Annotated in this window: 22 protein-coding genes and 1 riboswitch; all 22 genes read left to right on the top strand. The window is 51.7% G+C overall.

Annotated features, from left to right (window positions below):
• Positions 1–2 precede the first annotated feature (2 nt).
• The 22 genes from fliS to flhB all read left to right on the top strand — a co-directional run bounded on the left by fliS (position 3) and on the right by flhB (position 16,404).
• On the top strand, positions 3–380 hold the full coding sequence (gene fliS / locus BLP63_RS04770; RefSeq protein ID WP_092589748.1) for a flagellar export chaperone FliS: 378 nt from the start codon (positions 3–5) through the stop codon (positions 378–380).
• Between the two features lie 39 nt (positions 381–419).
• Positions 420–815, top strand: coding sequence for a hypothetical protein (locus BLP63_RS04765; RefSeq protein ID WP_092589747.1), 396 nt, complete (start codon positions 420–422; stop codon positions 813–815).
• A 301-nt stretch (positions 816–1,116) separates the two neighbouring features.
• Positions 1,117–1,206: riboswitch (cyclic di-GMP riboswitch) on the top strand.
• 131 nt (positions 1,207–1,337) lie between these two features.
• Entirely contained in the window at positions 1,338–1,727 is a 390-nt protein-coding gene (gene flgB, locus BLP63_RS04760; protein ID WP_092589746.1) for a flagellar basal body rod protein FlgB, read from the top strand.
• A gap of 2 nt (positions 1,728–1,729) precedes the next feature.
• The gene (flgC, locus tag BLP63_RS04755) at positions 1,730–2,158 is read left to right on the top strand and encodes a flagellar basal body rod protein FlgC (RefSeq protein ID WP_092589745.1); all 429 of its coding nucleotides are present in this window, start codon (positions 1,730–1,732) and stop codon (positions 2,156–2,158) included.
• A 39-nt stretch (positions 2,159–2,197) separates the two neighbouring features.
• Positions 2,198–2,494: a flagellar hook-basal body complex protein FliE gene (gene fliE, locus BLP63_RS04750; protein WP_092589744.1), complete on the top strand. Its 297-nt coding sequence runs from the start codon at positions 2,198–2,200 to the stop codon at positions 2,492–2,494.
• Between the two features lie 15 nt (positions 2,495–2,509).
• On the top strand, positions 2,510–4,111 hold the full coding sequence (fliF, locus tag BLP63_RS04745; protein WP_092589743.1) for a flagellar basal-body MS-ring/collar protein FliF: 1,602 nt from the start codon (positions 2,510–2,512) through the stop codon (positions 4,109–4,111).
• Positions 4,112–4,145: 34 nt separating this feature from the next.
• A complete protein-coding gene (gene fliG, locus BLP63_RS04740; protein WP_242870793.1) occupies positions 4,146–5,165 on the top strand; it encodes a flagellar motor switch protein FliG in 1,020 nt (339 codons plus the stop codon).
• Complete coding sequence (locus BLP63_RS04735) at positions 5,149–5,898, top strand: FliH/SctL family protein (RefSeq protein WP_092589742.1); 750 nt, start codon at positions 5,149–5,151, stop codon at positions 5,896–5,898. The genes fliG and BLP63_RS04735 overlap by 17 nt, the downstream gene beginning before the upstream one ends.
• Positions 5,895–7,208: a FliI/YscN family ATPase gene (locus BLP63_RS04730; RefSeq protein ID WP_092589741.1), complete on the top strand. Its 1,314-nt coding sequence runs from the start codon at positions 5,895–5,897 to the stop codon at positions 7,206–7,208. The genes BLP63_RS04735 and BLP63_RS04730 overlap by 4 nt, the downstream gene beginning before the upstream one ends.
• A gap of 38 nt (positions 7,209–7,246) precedes the next feature.
• Positions 7,247–7,693: a flagellar export protein FliJ gene (locus BLP63_RS04725; protein ID WP_092589740.1), complete on the top strand. Its 447-nt coding sequence runs from the start codon at positions 7,247–7,249 to the stop codon at positions 7,691–7,693.
• Between the two features lie 20 nt (positions 7,694–7,713).
• Complete coding sequence (locus BLP63_RS04720; protein ID WP_092589739.1) at positions 7,714–9,132, top strand: flagellar hook-length control protein FliK; 1,419 nt, start codon at positions 7,714–7,716, stop codon at positions 9,130–9,132.
• Between the two features lie 132 nt (positions 9,133–9,264).
• Positions 9,265–9,708 carry a flagellar hook capping FlgD N-terminal domain-containing protein gene (locus tag BLP63_RS04715; RefSeq protein ID WP_170829292.1) on the top strand — a complete coding sequence of 148 codons (444 nt, stop codon included), beginning with the start codon at positions 9,265–9,267 and terminating at the stop codon, positions 9,706–9,708.
• Positions 9,709–9,747: 39 nt separating this feature from the next.
• Positions 9,748–10,659, top strand: a complete 912-nt coding sequence (locus tag BLP63_RS04710; RefSeq protein WP_092589737.1) for a flagellar hook-basal body protein — start codon at positions 9,748–9,750, stop codon at positions 10,657–10,659.
• A gap of 9 nt (positions 10,660–10,668) precedes the next feature.
• On the top strand, positions 10,669–10,884 hold the full coding sequence (locus BLP63_RS04705) for a flagellar FlbD family protein (RefSeq protein ID WP_092589736.1): 216 nt from the start codon (positions 10,669–10,671) through the stop codon (positions 10,882–10,884).
• On the top strand, positions 10,881–11,675 hold the full coding sequence (locus BLP63_RS04700) for a motility protein A (RefSeq protein WP_092589735.1): 795 nt from the start codon (positions 10,881–10,883) through the stop codon (positions 11,673–11,675). Before BLP63_RS04705 ends, BLP63_RS04700 begins: the two co-directional genes overlap by 4 nt.
• 5 nt (positions 11,676–11,680) lie before the next feature.
• Positions 11,681–12,463, top strand: a complete 783-nt coding sequence (locus BLP63_RS04695) for a flagellar motor protein MotB (RefSeq protein WP_092589734.1) — start codon at positions 11,681–11,683, stop codon at positions 12,461–12,463.
• Positions 12,447–12,944, top strand: a complete 498-nt coding sequence (locus tag BLP63_RS04690) for a flagellar basal body-associated FliL family protein (protein WP_092589733.1) — start codon at positions 12,447–12,449, stop codon at positions 12,942–12,944. Before BLP63_RS04695 ends, BLP63_RS04690 begins: the two co-directional genes overlap by 17 nt.
• Before the next feature lie 39 nt (positions 12,945–12,983).
• Positions 12,984–13,334: a flagellar biosynthetic protein FliO gene (locus BLP63_RS04685; RefSeq protein ID WP_092589732.1), complete on the top strand. Its 351-nt coding sequence runs from the start codon at positions 12,984–12,986 to the stop codon at positions 13,332–13,334.
• Entirely contained in the window at positions 13,331–14,092 is a 762-nt protein-coding gene (gene fliP, locus BLP63_RS04680; protein ID WP_092589731.1) for a flagellar type III secretion system pore protein FliP, read from the top strand. The genes BLP63_RS04685 and fliP overlap by 4 nt, the downstream gene beginning before the upstream one ends.
• 9 nt (positions 14,093–14,101) lie before the next feature.
• A complete protein-coding gene (gene fliQ / locus BLP63_RS04675) occupies positions 14,102–14,368 on the top strand; it encodes a flagellar biosynthesis protein FliQ (RefSeq protein ID WP_092589730.1) in 267 nt (88 codons plus the stop codon).
• Complete coding sequence (locus BLP63_RS04670) at positions 14,368–15,132, top strand: flagellar biosynthetic protein FliR (RefSeq protein WP_170829291.1); 765 nt, start codon at positions 14,368–14,370, stop codon at positions 15,130–15,132. The genes fliQ and BLP63_RS04670 overlap by 1 nt, the downstream gene beginning before the upstream one ends.
• A 126-nt stretch (positions 15,133–15,258) precedes the next feature.
• Positions 15,259–16,404: a flagellar biosynthesis protein FlhB gene (gene flhB, locus BLP63_RS04665; protein WP_170829290.1), complete on the top strand. Its 1,146-nt coding sequence runs from the start codon at positions 15,259–15,261 to the stop codon at positions 16,402–16,404.
• The last annotated feature ends 8 nt before the right edge of the window (positions 16,405–16,412 follow it).

The following is a 16,412-nucleotide window of genomic DNA, read 5'->3' as shown; positions in this document are numbered from 1 at the left end:
GCATGAGCACCTATAATGCAGCCCTCAGACAGGCCAGCCAAGCTTATGGCGGGGCACAAGTCAGCACGGCGCCACAAAAAAAATTAATCCTTATGCTCTATGACGGTGCAATACAAAATCTGATGAGCGCACAGCGCGCGCTTGAGATCAAAGATCTCCAGACGGCGCATCAGAAGATCCTCAAGGGGCAGCTGATCATTGAGGAATTAATGGTGACGCTGAATTTCGAAGCAGGCGGCGACATTGCCCAGGATTTGTACAAGCTATACGAGTACTTTCATTGGTCCCTGGTACAAGCCAACATCAAAAAAGATAAAGATCAGGTTGCAGGTGTGCAGCAGTATCTCGAAGAACTCAGAGAAAGCTGGCATCAGCTGTGAGTTGCAGCAGTGAAGAACTGCAGAAAAGGGAGTGAAACAATGGGACGTGAAGGCATTCAGGCTTATCTGACAGCTCGCCTCAGACTTCTCGAAGCGTGGAAAGACAGTTACGCCGAATATGAACCGGGGGACCCTGAACTTGCAGTCACTATTGAGAAGTGGAAGGATCAAGTGGAGACTTTGGACGATACTGTGAAATTTTCCTGGCATGCAGAGGAAATAAATGACAGTTCAGACCTGCGGGATCTGAGGGATCATATTCGGGATCAGCTGGAAAAAATCAGTGCAAAGCATAATGATTATCAAGTCGCCCTCAAAAGCTCAATGGAAAGCCTGAGTAAAAGCATGAGAGACGTCAGGAAAGCAAAAGCCTTTACCGGTCACGTCTTATCAGGCAGGGAAGACGTGTTTTCGAGTCTGGACACAAAGGCTTGATCAACAAGAAATAAAATCTCTCAATCATTATTTGACAAATGTAATCATTCTGTCGAATTTTTTGGTTTTTTTTGAATTTTGTTGTTTATTTGTTACTTTTCCTGTGCTATGATGTCAATGTTATGTGTTTTCTCAAGGTTTAAAATATAAATGTTTATACGCGTTTAATCATGTTTAAAATCTAACTCGAATGTCTGAACCAACGCACGGATTGCATAGTGATCGCAGCCACGGCATAGGCCAAACTCAGCAGAAAATACTTCAAAATCAGCGTTAGACTGGCATTCCTTCCCGAAAACTTTTCAGAAAAAGGCAAACCAGGCGAAAGCCTGGGACGCAAAAGAACGGGCCTAAGTAGACAAAACTGTCTATATGGCAGCCGTGTGCCAGTAGGGAAGTTTTTTCTGTACCCTACAAAAGAAAAAAATACCATATATGTTAATAAAAAGAAATATACTTATGTAAACCTGACAACTTCTTAATTTTTATTCACACTCTTAATCCGTAAAGGTGGTGAAGACTTTGATTCAAAACGATATGACGTATCATCTGCTCACCAAAGCTATTGAAGGTACCCAAAAGAGGCAGGAGGCCATAGCTTCCAATCTCGCCAACCTCAATACCAAAAATTACAAAGCCAACCGTGTGTCTTTTGAAGGTGAGCTGAAAAAAGCAATAGAAAGTGCCGGAAAAGCTATTGACCGTAGCGAGAGCATTAAAAAAATTCAGCAGATTGAGCCAAGGACGGTTAAGGACCAGGACAGCCGGATGAACAATGACGGCAACAATGTCGACCTGGATCAGGAGATGAGCCTGATGGCAGCCAATCAAATTTTATATCAAGGCTTGATTCAGCAGCTCAATCAGAAGTATCAGACTATGAGCTATGTCATCCACGAAGGGAGACGTTGACTATGGGCATGTTCAGCGCACTTAACATCCACACCAGCGGTTTGACCGCAGAGCGTTTTCGAATGGACACAATATCAACCAACATAGCGAATGCCGAAACCACCAGGACAGAAGAGGGTGGTCCTTACATAAGAAAAATCGCGGTTTTTCAGGAACAGCTGAAAACCGAACTGGATAAGAAGGGTCAGCCTCAGCGCGTCAGTGCCGGAATTAAAGCCGTCGCGGTGGTGGATTCTGAAGAGGAGACGCCACTGGTCTACCGGCCGGAGCATCCGGATGCAGATGAAAATGGCTACGTACAAATGCCCAATGTCAACCTCATGACGGAAATGATCGACATGATGGTTTCAAGACGGGCTTATGAGGCAAATTTGACCGCGCTCAACACCAGTAAAGCAATCCTGGTGAAAACACTGGAAATTGGAAGATAACAGTTGGCTAAAAATTAAGTTTGTGAGGAGCGAAGCCATTTGAAACTTAATCCCGTTATGACGCAACTGATGCCCTTAAACGAGCTCACACAGCAAACTCAGGCAGCCGCTGGTGCGCCATCCTTTGGGGAGATGCTGAGCAGTCAGCTTGAAAAAGTGGCTGAGTCTCAAGGCAAAGCAGATTTGATGACACAGCAGCTGGTCAGCGGCGGCAGTGTCGAGCTCCACGAGGTGTTGATCGCGACTCAGGAAGCCAAGCTGATGCTTGAGATGACGATGCAGGTCAGAAATAAAGTCGTCGAAGCCTACAAAGAAATGATGTCAATGCAGATCTAAAGAGGAGAAACGACAATGTCAAAGTTGAAAGCAGCCTGGAATACGGCCATAGAAAAGCTGAATAAGATGAGTCTTACCTCCCGGCGACTGATGGCGGGTGTCGCCATAACTCTGGTTTTGTTTTTTGCCCTCTATGTACTGATTCTGGGCAAGGTCAACTATGTCGTTCTCTTCAGCGGGCTGGAGCTCAACAGCGCGGCGGCTATTGTTGAAGAAATGGATCGTCTTGGTACGGTGAAATATAAGCTTGAGGATGGCGGCGCCACAATACTTGTGGATGAAGAAGTCGTCAGTGACCTCCGGCTCAAACTGGCCATGAATGGCAGCCTCCCGGACAATACCATTGGCTTTGAGCTCTTTGACAATCAGGGCCTGATGGTGACGGATCAGGATAGAAAGATCATGTTTCAACGCGCCACTCAGGGCGAGCTTGAGAGAACCATCCGGGCACTGGAGGAGGTCAAGTACGCAAGAGTGCATTTAAATCTGGCGGAGAGCACCTTGTTTGAGAAGGAGGTAGAGCAATCATCGGCAACTGTAGTGCTTGAGCTCGCCCCCGGAAAAAGCTTGACTGTGCCACAGGTCGAGGGAATTTTGTCCCTGGTCAGCGGCGCTGTAAAAAACCTTCCAAAAGAAAATGTCACGGTGCTGGACACAAACGCGAATCTGTTAAGCGCACCCTTTCAAGAAGGTGAGGAAGCCGGGGCGCTGAATGCCTCTGCGGAGCAAAGCGAGATCATTGACCGCATAGAATCCAAAATAGCTGGCAATCTGACGGAGCTTCTCGAAAAGGCGCTGGGGCGTGAAAAAGTCATCGTCACGGTACTCGCGGAGGTCAACTTTGACCAGGAGCAGATCAGCAAAGTGATCTACGGGGAGGCCCCCGTGGTGAAAAACCGGCAGGAAAGCTTCAGTGGAGAAGGGATCAAAGCCTTTATTTCTGAAGGGCCCATTGACAACAACACGCAAAATCTGATCATGCAGGACGACACCGGGGCTATTCAAACTTATGACGCCTACACGGAATATGAGGTGGACAGGACGGAAATTGCATCGATAAAAGCCGTGGGCGTGCTTAGCCGGCTGAACGTCTCCGTGGTCTATGACGGGAAGCTGAGTCCTGAGATGAAGGCTTCCATTCAGGACATGGTTTCAGCGGCAGCGGGGATCGACCCGCAGCGGGGAGATCAGATCAACATTGAAGGCATGACTTTTGACCGCAGCTACGAAACTGCGCTCGCCGAGGAGCTTGAAGAAGCGAGGCGTCTTGAGGAAGCTGCCGGCAAGATTATGGGGATGGATAAAGCGCTGCTCATGACATTGGTGAAGTGGGTACTCGGTCTTGCCGCAGGGGTTCTGCTGCTGGCCATGCTTATGAGGAAAACACGACAAGGTGGGCAGTCGGTGATGACACCAGCCTTTGAAGGTGGACCGGCAAATGTACTGGGCAAAGGCAGCCTGCTGAACGTTACGGATGAAGGCGCTGCACCGCAGGAGCCAACCCTCGACGACTTATTTGGTACGGTTGACAAAAAAGATTCTTCACTAAAAAAATACGCTTCTGAGCATCCTCAGGAAATCGCGGATTTAATAAGAGCCTGGATCAAAGAACAATAGAGCTGTAAGTATAAAGAATCAAGAGGTGGAAGCGTTGGCAAAGGTCTATAAAGATAGCCAGAATGGTATAAAAAAAGCGGCAATTTTGCTGATGAGTCTTGGACAGGACGTTTCCTCCTCGGTGATTCGTTATTTGCCAGAAAGCACGATCCAAAAAATAAGCCTTGAGATTGCCAATTTGGATTACGTGGAGCCGGCGGTCAGCGAACGGGTGACCCAGGAATTCATGGAGCTGGTGACTTCGAGGAAATATGTCCTGGACGGCGGACTGGATTATGCCAGAAACCTCCTGAACAAAGCCTTGGGATCCCAAAAGGCTAAGAGCATCATTGACACGCTGAGCCTGCTTTCCCAGACGGAGCAGCCCTTCGCCCTGGCGAGAAAAGCGGAGCCTCATCAGCTGTCACTGCTGCTCATGAATGAACACCCTCAAACCATTGCGTTGGTGCTTTGCTATCTTCAGCCGGACAAATCCGCCCAGGTGCTCGCGGAGATGCCTGAGCAGGTCAGAAGTGACGTTGCGCAGCGCATTGCCACCATACACAGCACGTCACCTTCCGTGGTTCAGAGAATCGAAAAAGTCCTCGAAAGCAAGTTGGAAAGCGTCATAGACAATTCCCTGGAAGCCATAGGCGGTGTCAGGTCCCTGGTTGAAATCCTAAATGCTGTAGACCGCGGGACTGAGAAGAAAATTTTGGATGATCTGGATCAGGAAAATCCGGATCTTGCAGAGCAGGTCAGATCCAGCCTCTTTGTCTTTGAAGACATTGTGGCCCTCGACCGGGCGGCGATCCAGCGCGTCCTCAGGGAGATCAGCACGGAAGATCTTACCCTGGCACTGAAAGGCGCGTCTGCGAAGGTATCTGCCATGATTTTCACCAATATTTCAAAGCGTGCTGCTGAGACGCTGAAGGATGACATTGAGTTTCTGGGGCCTGTCAGACTTTCCGCGGTTGAAGATGCTCAAAAGCGCATAGTTGGTCATATAAGACGCCTTGAGGAAGCAGGCGAAATTATCTTGGGGAGGTCTGAGGAGGATGCAATCATACTCTAACATCATCAAGCAGAACCAAGTTGCCAGGATGGACTGGGTCGCCGTAGAAACGCGTCAGACATTTGCTGACAAGCCACAGACGGAGTCAGTAGCGGCATCAGCTTCTGAGAGCGCCAAGGCGCTAAAACTCAGAGAAGCTATGATCCTGGAGCGAGCGAGACTGGAAGCCAGGAAAATTATAGATGAGGCATGTCTTGCAAAAGAGCAGGCTCTGAGCGAAGGCTATGAGGCAGGCTACAGTGAAGGCTATTCAAGAGGCCTGGAGCAGGCAGCCATCGAAAAAAACAAAGCCCTTGACCTGGCAGACCGTCAGATGGGGGATCTGCTTGCCGCCGCCGTGAATAAACTGGAAGCCTTGACCAGGGATTATGAAGGGCATCTGCTCAAACTCTCGGTTCAAGTGGCCTCGGTATTTATAAAGTCTCACATGACACCGGAGCAGATGATGGGCCCCCTTAAAGAAATGCTGCATGAGCTTTCGCTCTCAGCAAAAATCGTTGTCAGAATGAACCCTCAGGATTTTCAAACTTTGTCAGGGGCGAGGGATTACTTCCAGGACGCGTGTCCGGACAGCCGGCTGGTGATGGTGGAGGACGCAGCTCTGAGCAGTGGGATCCTTCAGTGCGAAACGGATTCCAGAAGGGTGGAATTTGATCCGGGACGTCACATTGAAGCCTTGCTGGGGGATATGCTTGGGGTCTATTACAGGCAGCAGGAGCTGAGCAACCTATGATTCACTTTGACAGACTGCACGAAATTGTCGAAAGCTCAAGCCCCTACAGATATTCAGGCAAAGTGGATCAAGTGGTTGGGCTGACGGTTCGCGTAAAAAGTCTTTATGCTTTCGTCGGCGAAATCTGTAAAATTCTACTGCCTGCCGGCGGGGAAATTACTGCGGAAGTCGTCGGCTTTCAGGGGGACTGCGTCATCTTGATGCCTCTTGGGGATCTGGACGGGATTATGACGGGCTGCCCGGTCGTACCTACTGGAAAGGCGTTAAGTGTAAAGGTCAGCAGTGAGATGCTGGGGCAAATATTGGACGGTCTTGGGAATCCACTCTCAGAAACCGCGCCAGAGGGTCGCTTCGACCATGAAGTGCAGCTTTACAGAAGCCCGCCCAATCCGCTGACGCGTCCCCCCATCAAGGAAATCATGCACACGGGGGTCAGGGCTATAGACGCTTTTCTGACCTGCGGTCAGGGCCAGCGCTTGGGCGTCTTCGCGGGCAGCGGCGTTGGTAAAAGTACACTTCTTGGGATGATCAGCCGTTACAGTGACGCGGATATCAACGTCATAGCCTTGATTGGCGAGCGGGGCAGAGAGGTGAAAGCCTTCCTGGACAAAGATCTCGGGCCGGAGGGTCTAAAAAAGTCCGTGGTCATCTGCGCGACCTCAGACCAGCCACCCTTGGTTCGGTTGAAAGGCGCGTTTTTAGCGACAGCTGTCGCGGAGTATTTCAGGGACCAGGGGAAAAAGGTCATGCTGATGATGGACTCTGTGACACGTTTTGCCATGGCTCAGAGGGAGGTTTCCCTGGCAGCGGGCGAAGCACCGGCGACCAAGGGCTACACGCCGTCTGTGTTCGCGCTTTTGCCCAAACTGCTCGAACGCAGTGGTACCGCACCGCTTGGCAGCATCACCGCCTTTTATACGGTCCTCGTGGAGGGGGATGACATGAACGAGCCTATTGCAGACGCCGTTCGCGGCATCCTGGACGGCCATATTGTCCTCAGCCGTGAGCTGGCGGCCCAGAGCCATTATCCGGCAATAGACATCCCTCAAAGCGTCAGCCGATTGTTTAACGACCTCCTGGAAAAGCATCAAGTCAGACAGATTTCCTCCCTCAGACAGCTAATGGGCGCTTACAGGGAGTCCGAGGATCTGATTCAAATTGGCGCTTATAAAACGGGCAGCAGTCCCATTGTCGACCGCGCCATTGCCCTGAAGCCGTCCCTGGATGAGTTCCTTAGGCAGGAAATCGATGAAATCAGCAGCTATAATGAAACGCGCTCAAGAATTGAAGCATTATGTCAGACACACTAGCGGGTATGACCCGCGGTAAGGGGGACATAGACTAAAGTATGAAAGCGTATCAGCACAGCCTTGGAAAAGTATTGAACCATAAGAATGAGGAATATGAAAAGCTGCAAATGGCGTTATCCGCGGCGAATGATCAAGTGCAGCAGGTCAGGTCAGAACGTGAATCCCGTCAGCAGTGCTATGAAAGTCACCTTGAGAAGTCAGACCAGAAGGGTGTCATGCAACTTGAAACGATTAGAATGGCAGCTGCCCACTCAGACTATTTGAGAGAACGCATCAGGCAGCAGGTTAAGCTGGAGGAGCGGGCGAAAGCTGAGCTTGAAAAAACCAAACAGCGCTGGCTGGAAGCCAGGCGTGAAGTTCAAGTCCTCGAAAACCACAAGGACAGGGAGGAAAAGGTCTTTAATAAAGCTCAGGACAGGCTCGCGCAGCAGCTGCTGGATGAAATGGCGGTCAATCAGTTTTTCAGGCGGCGCCAGTCACTATAGGACAAGGAGGGGGGCAGCCCTTGAACACAGCAGCCGTACCACGCGGGTCAACTACGCATCAAACTGAAAAGCAGTGGAAATCCAGTGCGCATAAGTCCATTGAAGCTACCGGACAAGAGTCCATGATATTTTCAGGGGTTCTTAAACAGTGCTTGGCAAATCCGCAGGAAAACGATTCAGGTTTAAGCGACGCCCTGGAGGACAGGAATTCAGGCTCCGGTGCAGCCCTTAGTGATGTCATCCATGCGGGGGCTTTGGGTATTGCGGGCTCAGGCGATAAGACCGCTCAGCAGAGCGCAGCAGCATTACATAGACAGGTAAAAGAAGGTTACTTTCAGGGCAGTGTGACAACGACAGCACAAATACCTGGATCCGCACAGATGTCCGCAGCGATCCCCTCGACAACCTCCGCACTGACACTTGGATCACAGACTGCCACGGACTTAATGTTGGGACGTACTTCCGAAGCTGGAACGCTTACATCTGAAGGAGAAACTGCAGGCACAGATTTTCTGCAGGCCATGAAAACGGGGAAAGAAGCAGAAAAAAATTACCAGGCAGAAAGTCTGCTTGCTGAAAAAGCCAATCCATCATCAGTCACGGGCCACAGCAAATTGGAAATTGAAACTCTTAAGAAATTTCAAAATGACGCAGCGGCACCTCATAGCCTCGAAGCAAGCCCCATAGCAGACGCAACCAGCCGTCTGAAGCCTTTGGAAGCGAAGGGGCAGAAGCCTCTGGAGACGGAAACACCCGTACAAAATGGAAAAGGTCTAAGCAGCGTAGCTTCAGATCCAGTAAGAACTCAGCTTGGGGAAATGACACTGAATTCGCAGCCCGCGTTCGAAGCGCAGCACCAAGCAGAGCCCTTTCTTCATAGTTTGGCAGCAAAAGAGACGGTTCAGACAGACTTTGCTTCCGAAATCAAGGCCTCCCAGACTGAAGCTGCGGCCATTGTGTCCCACCTGTCAGGTCCGCTAAGCGAAAATGAGGTGGCACCTCAAGCGCCTATAAGAACAGCGCGCATACCAGAATTTCCTGAGCTTATAGCTCAGCAAGCGCAGCTCATGAAGGCCGGGGAAACGAAATCCCTGAGGCTTATGCTGAATCCTGAACATCTTGGGTCGCTGGAAATAGAATTGAGCTTAAAGAATGGTGTTTTGACGGGGGCCATAAGCGTTGAAACAGAGCTCGCCCATGAGCTGTTCCAAAAGCATCTTCCACAGTTTCTGTCGACACTCGACAGCAAACAGATTTCCACCGGTACGTTTGAAATGCATTATCATGGTGAAAACAGCGGGTTTTCGAATCATGCAGATCAGGGAAGCGAGGAGCGCCAAAGCGCTTATCCTGTGACAGAGGCAGAAACGAACCAGACGTATAGTGCGCAGACCTCTGTTGAGCAGGCTGCACACAAGAGGCTCGATTTGTTGGCTTAAACCCTGTTTTGTAGCAATGGGAAAACCTCAGCCACCCAGGTCAAGGCATGGCATAAGCCAAGCTATGGCGTTCGGATGCAACCATGTCACCCCATTCATATGGCAGGTCAAATGAGTAAAGGCAGGGATCTAATGGAAATCAGCAACTTCAATATCTTCAAAAATGCAGCAGGCACCTCCGCGCAGCTGAAGTCCCAGGGCATCACAGAATCCAACAGCTTTGTAGGCAAAAATGACTTTTTCAACATCCTCGCAGCACAGCTCAAGTATCAGGATCCCATGGCGGGCGGCGACAACAGTGAATACATTGCGCAAATGTCCCAGTTCGCCATGATTGAAAAGCTTGAAAACCTCTCAGACCAGATCAACGCGCTCTACAATCTCAATTCAGCGCAAAACGCCCTGGAGGTGATTGGCAAAGAAGTTGTCCTTGATACCATGGAGGCAGGTGAAGTCAGGGGGATCGTCGACCGCGTTGAAATCAGCAGTAAAGGCATCAATTATGTCGTTGACGGTCAAACTTACATGTATCCCGCTTTGCTCAGCGTTGGAAGCGGCGAAGCCCAAAGCAAATAGCGTATTTACGGCGATCACAAAAAACAGGAGGTCATAGCCATGTTAAGATCCATGTATTCCGGCGTCAGCGGGATGAGAAGCTATCAGACAAAAATGGACGTCATAGGCAACAACATAGCCAACGTTGGTACAACCGCGTTTAAATCCAGCGCCGCGCAGTTTCAGGACCTGCTCAGCGAAACCCTGAGCACGGCTCAGGCGCCTATTGAGGACGGTCTTGGCGGCATTAATGCCAAGCAGGTGGGCCTTGGAGTCAGCGTGGGAAAAATCTCCACCATTATGAGCAATGGAGCCCTCCAGCCTACCGGACGAGACTTGGACTTCGCCCTTGAAGGCAGCGGTTTTTTCATAGTCTCTGATAATCCAAAACCAGACGGCGCGTTCGAGTACAAGTACACCAGAGATGGATCGTTCCAGAGAGACAGCAACGGAACCTTGACCATGGGCGGCGGGCTCAGCGTCATGGGCATCAGCAGTATTACCCTGGAAGGGGATCCGGCAGAAGCTGTCCATGACACCGGTGGTCTAAGCTCTATAGCGGATGCCGAGAAGTTTTCCGCCATCATCATTCCTGACAAACTGGATCCGCAAGGCGAGCTCGTCTCCTTTACCATAGACGGTACTGGCAAGATCAAAGCCCGCTACAGCGAAGCGGGGGAAGACCTTGAAATTGGACAAGTTGCCGTCGCAAGATTCGTCAATCCCGGTGGCCTCGAGAAAATGGGCGGCAACACCTACGCCGCGTCCCAAAACTCTGGCGAAGCAGCCTTTGGCACCTCAGGGATCGACGGGTTCGGCATCATCCGAAAAGGCTATCTTGAAATGTCCAACGTGGACCTGGCAAACGAATTTACTGAAATGATCATCACGAGCCGCTCCTATCAGGCGAACTCAAGAACCATCACCACGTCTGACGAAATGCTGCAGGAGCTCCTCAATCTGAAAAGGTAGTGATTCCTAATGATCCAGCTGACCTCCCTGAAAGGGGACGCCTTCTATTTGAATGAAATCCTCATCTATAGAATTGATCAGATTCCGGACACCATGATTACGCTTACAGACGGCAACAAGCTGCGCGTCAGCGAAACCCCAGACGTGGTCGTCGAGAAGATCCGGGACTATCAAAAATCCATAGGTGCCATATTCAGAGTTATCAGAGGGGAGCAAGCGCCATGAAGAAAAACCTGTTTCCGCTGGTCGCCATGTTCGCGGGATTTACCCTGGTCCTGATCTCCATTGCCATGTCCGGTAATTTGATGAGCTTCTGGAGTCTCTCCTCGCTGATCATTACCCTGGTCGGCTCACTCTGCGCGCTGTCGATCAGCTATCCCCTGGAGGATTTAAAAACCATTCCGGCGGCGCTCAGAAAGATCACGGAGGACTCAGAAGCCAATCTCCTGAACCTTGTGGAGCTTTTTACGGAGCTGTCCAGAAGGGCGCGAAAGGATGGACTTTTGGCCCTGGAAGACCAGCTCGAGGACATAGAAGATGAATTTATTGTCCGCTGCGTTCGAATGGTGATCGACGGGATGGAACCTGAAGTGATACGAAATGTTATGGAAATCGAAATCGAGACCACCCAGGACCGCCACAAGGTCGCCCAGGATATCTTTCAAACCTGGGGGGAGCTCGCGCCGGCCTTTGGCATGATTGGCACCCTGATTGGCCTCATTGTCATGCTGGCAAAGCTTGAGGACGCCTCCGCCATAGGCTCAGGCATGGCCGTAGCCCTTATTACAACCTTTTACGGCGCTTTCTTCGCGAATCTGGTGCTGATCCCAATTGCCACCAATCTAAAAATCAAGACGAGGACAGAAATTTACCGCAGGGAAATGATTGTCGTAGGTGTCCTTGAAATTCAGGCAGGCACCAATCCAAGGGTCCTTGAAGAAATCATATTGACCTATCTCAATCCCAAAGAGCGAAAAGCCTACGCCCAGATGAAGCTCCAGACGGAGGCGGCGTAGCTGGGATGGGCAGACGGCGAACACAAAACACCGAAGACAGCCCAAAAGGTTCCGGGGGATGGATTGTCACCTTTTCAGACCTCATGACCTTGCTGCTGACCTTTTTCATCCTCCTCTACTCCATCTCCACCGTCAGTGAGGCCAAGTTCAGGCAGGCGGCCGCCTCACTGCAATCTGTGCTCTCGGGAAATCCCTCCACCATGATCTTCAGCGAAACGCCTTCAGGGGCTGACAGTATGCCCTTTGATCCGGTTGTCCCTCAGCCCATCCCCAATCCCGCCCCGCAGCCGGACTTCAACGCCGAAATCATTGAGATGTACAAGACCATAGTCAATTTCATTGAAGACCACGGGCTGAATGCGGAGATTGAGGTGACCTACAGTGCCAAGGGGGTGCTGGTCAACATCAGCGAAGCGGTCCTCTTTGAGTCCGGCAGCGCAGTCATCAAGTCGGAGGGTCAGACCCTCCTCGACACCATGTCCCTTCTGCTCGACACCATTGACAAGGATATTGAGGTTCAGGGCCATACGGACAATCAGCCTATCCGTACCAGCAAATATCCTACGAACTGGGAACTGTCCGTGGACCGGGCTGTACAGGTGGCCCGCTATTTTATCCAGCAGCGGGGCATAGCGCCCCAGCGCCTGAAAGCCGCGGGCTTTGCTGAGTTTCAGCCCCTGGCACCCAACGACACGCCGGAAAACAGGGCGCTCAACCGCAGAGTCAATCTGCTGATTATTCTTGAACAGGAGACGGGAGGGAACCAGACTTATGGAGGCACGACTTAAAGCCCAGGAGCTGCCGATGGACACCGCACCCACAAAAAAGCGGTTCAGTTGGCTCCAAAAATTCATGCTCATTTTGCTGATCGTTATTTTGGCCGCAGGCGCCGCTGCACTGGGGGTCTATTACAGGAACACTGGCGCCCTGCCTTTTGGCCTTCAGAGCTTCCTTGAAAAGCCACAGGTCGAGCTGACCTTACCCCTGGACAGCTTTCTGGTCAATCTGAAGGATGACAGAGCCATGCATTATCTCAAGACCTCCATTGTGCTGTCCTACATGGACAGCGGGGACAGGGAAGTTATAGAGCAGAGCATGCCCCAGATCCGGGATATCGTGATACAGCATCTCAGAGGCCTGTCGAAAAATGACCTCGCGGGCGCTGACAGATTGGAAGTCCTGCGTCTGGACCTGCTGGACCGGATCAATTTGATCTTTGGCCGGGATATAGTGTACAGCCTCTACTTTTCGGACTTTCTGATTCAGTAATGCCCCAACAAAAGAAAAAGTAATGTGAGGGAATAAATCATGTCGGATTTGACGTTTTGGGCCAGCGTGGCCAAATTGATCCTGGCGCTGCCGGTGGTGGTGCTGCTCGCCTACCTGAGCCTGAGAATGACCGCTTCCGTTTCTGAGCGGTCAGGGAAAGGCAGCAATATAGAAGTCCTGGAAAAAAAAGTACTCCACAAGAACCAGTTCCTATACATAGTGAAAGCAGGTCAGGCTTTTCACCTCATGGCGGGTACGGAGCACAGCATGACGCTGATCCGAACCCTTGACCCGGAAGAAGTCAAGATCCCGGAGCTTAAGGCCCTGGACTCAGACAAGTTTAAAGGGATCCTGACAGCCGCTGCCGCCAAACTGGGGCGCAGTGCATGAGACGTCTTTTGAAGCTCAAAAGGCCGGCTCTGACGGCCCTGGTCCTCCTCGCATCAATCGCCTCGCTGCAAGCTGGCTTTGCCTCCTCCCTGGAAGTGGATCTGGGAAATGCCCTTCGCATAGAGGGGGGCAGCGGTCCAACCGGTGTGCTGGGTCTGATGCTGATGCTGACCCTGCTCAGCCTTGCACCCTCCTTTCTGATCCTCACCAGTGCGTTCACGCGCATTGTCGTGGTGCTCTCCTTTCTCAGGAGCGCCCTGGGCACCCAGCAGGCACCACCCAATCAGATCATCATAGGCCTGGCGCTCTTTCTGACGTTTTTCATCATGGCCCCCGTCTACACGGAGATCAACGAGCAGGCGCTGAAGCCCCTGACTGCGGGTGAAATCACTCAAGCAGAGGCGCTTGACAACGCCGCGGCACCCCTGAAGCGCTTTATGCTTGAGCATACCAGGGAAAAGGATCTGGCGCTCTTCATTCGGCTATCCGGCGCTGAGCCCGAGTCCCCTGAAGCCGTGCCTCTGACCACCGTCACACCGGCTTTTGTCATCAGCGAGCTGAGAGTTGCCTTCCAGATTGGATTTCTGCTCTTTATACCATTTATTGTGATCGATATGGTCGTCTCCAGTATTCTGATGTCCATGGGCATGTTCATGCTCCCGCCGGTGATGATCTCGCTGCCATTCAAGCTCCTTTTGTTTGTGATGGTGGATGGCTGGCATCTGGTGGTGACGTCCATTGTCGAAGGATTCCTATAGGAGGCGGCCATGAATGAAGCCCTTGTACTCGACGTTTTTAACACCGCGCTGATGACCATCCTTAAGGTCTCTCTGCCGGTACTCACCGTCTCCCTGGTGGTAGGCCTTGTCATCAGCGTCCTGCAGGCCACCACCCAAATCCAGGAGCAGACCCTCAGCTTTGTGCCAAAGCTGGCGGCGGTCTTCTTAAGCCTCGTCGTCTTTGGGAGCTTCATGCTCAGCACCCTCGTCAGCTTTACACAGTGGATCCTGGCTATTGTCGCGGAGGTCAAATGATGCTGTTTCCGGACCTCCAGATCCTGCTGCTGATCCTGTTGAGGACCGGCGGCTTTGTGGCGGCGGCCCCGCTTTTTTCAAGCCGGGGCGTTCCTATGGCGCTTAAAGTGCTGCTGACGGTGATCCTGAGTCTGAGTATTTACGCGTTTTCCTTTACAGGCGTGGTGCTGCCCCCTCTTACGGATGACCTTTATTTGCTGTACGTCCTTAGAGAAATCCTCATGGGCCTGACCATGGGCTTCGTCGTTCAAATTGTCTATTCAGCCGTTCTGATGGCCGGCCAGCTGGTCGACTTTCAGATTGGCTTTTCCATAAGCGCGGTCTACAATCCTATGTCCGGCATCACTCAGGCCATCATGGGGCGGCTTTATTCCATGACAGCGCTGGTGCTGATCTTCGTGACGGATGCCCATCACCTTATTTTGGGGGCCTTTTACAAATCCTTTGAAGTGTTGCCGCTGGGGGTGGGGTTTTCAGTGACCATCGGCACAGGCTGGCTTTTGAAGACGTTCTCGGTGTTCTTCGCGATTGCCTTTCAGATCGCGGTGCCGGTCCTGCTGGTGCTGCTGATGACGGACCTGGTCATGGGCCTGGTGTCCCGGACGATTCCGTCCCTCAACGTCCTGATGCTGGGGATGCCCCTGAAGACGCTGATTGGCCTCGTGTTTTCCATGATGGGGCTGCCGGTGCTGATGAGCAGCTTGTTCAAGGTGATTGGCGACATGAGCGTTTATCTTGAGCTGTGGATTCAGCGGATTTCATAAAGGACTGAGGCACAGGCTCTGGTTCAGGCGGTCCTTATCTCAGATTAAAGGAGCATGACCTTGTACGACTGGATTTGGTGCCTTAAACAGTTTCATAGTCCCCCCTCTTTCCAGGTGAGGCTGCCGATGGTCACGTGGCAGCCCGCTTTCACCGGTGGCTTCAATCCCGGGCTTCCAAACCTGATGCTCATGTCAGAGGCCGCGGACAAAGACAGCAAAACCGAGGCCCCGACCCAAAAAAAGCTTGAGGATGCCCGCAGGAAAGGGCAAATCGTCAAAAGTCAGGACCTGAACGCCGCCATTTCCCTTGGTGTGGTGGCCATACTGCTCATGGTGTTCCTGACGCTGCTTTACAGGCAGTCCCTGTCCCTCTTCAGAAATGCTTTTGAATTCCGCCTGCACCCTGACCTGGTCGGTCCCGCTGCGGGCACGCTCCTGAAGTCCTATTTGGCAGAAGGGGCGCTTATGGCAGCGCCCATCGCGCTGACTATGATGGCGGTGGGGCTTGCCACAGGGCTTTTTCAGTCCAGGCTTTTGATGACCTTTGAGCCATTAAAGGCAGATTTTAAGCGGCTTAATCCCATACAGGGCCTCAAAAATATGTTTTCACAAAAGACCTTTGTAGGACTCATCAAGAACCTGGCCAAGCTTGCGTTGGTAGGCTGGGTTATGTGGAGCACCTTGACGGGGCAGCTGAAAACCATACTCAGAGCCTCGGCCATGGAGACGGGAAAGCTGTTCGCGCTGTTTCAGTCCCTATTGGGAAAGCTTCTGGTCAATGTGGCCATTCTCATGTTGATTCTGGGACTTGCGGATTATATTTATCAGCGCTATGACTTCCGAAAGTCCATGAGAATGACCAAACAGGAAACCAAGGAAGAAAATAAATCCATGGAGGGCGATCCGCTGTTCAAGTCCTTCAGACGGCAAAAGCAAAAACAGCTGGCCCAGCAGCGCATGATGCAGCAGGTGCCGGAGGCGACGGTCATCATCACGAACCCAACGCATTTTGCCATTGCCGTCCGCTACGACGAAACGCGTGACAAGGCGCCGGTGGTCATAGCCAAGGGTCTGGATCTTGTGGCGGAAAAGATCAAGGAAATCGCGCGAAGCCATGACATCCCGCTGATTGAAAATAAACCCCTGGCCCGGCAGATGTACAAGCAGATCGACATAGGTCAGGAGGTACCCGCGGTGCTTTATCAGGCAATGGCGGAGATCCTGGCCATGGTCTACAAGGATAGCGACAGAGATAAAAATAAACGCAAGTGAGGTGAGAG

Source organism: Acidaminobacter hydrogenoformans DSM 2784, from assembly GCF_900103005.1.
Lineage (GTDB): Bacteria > Bacillota > Clostridia > Peptostreptococcales > Acidaminobacteraceae > Acidaminobacter > Acidaminobacter hydrogenoformans.
Note: the sequence above shows the minus strand (reverse complement) of the source record. Positions and strands in the feature narration are given on the sequence as shown.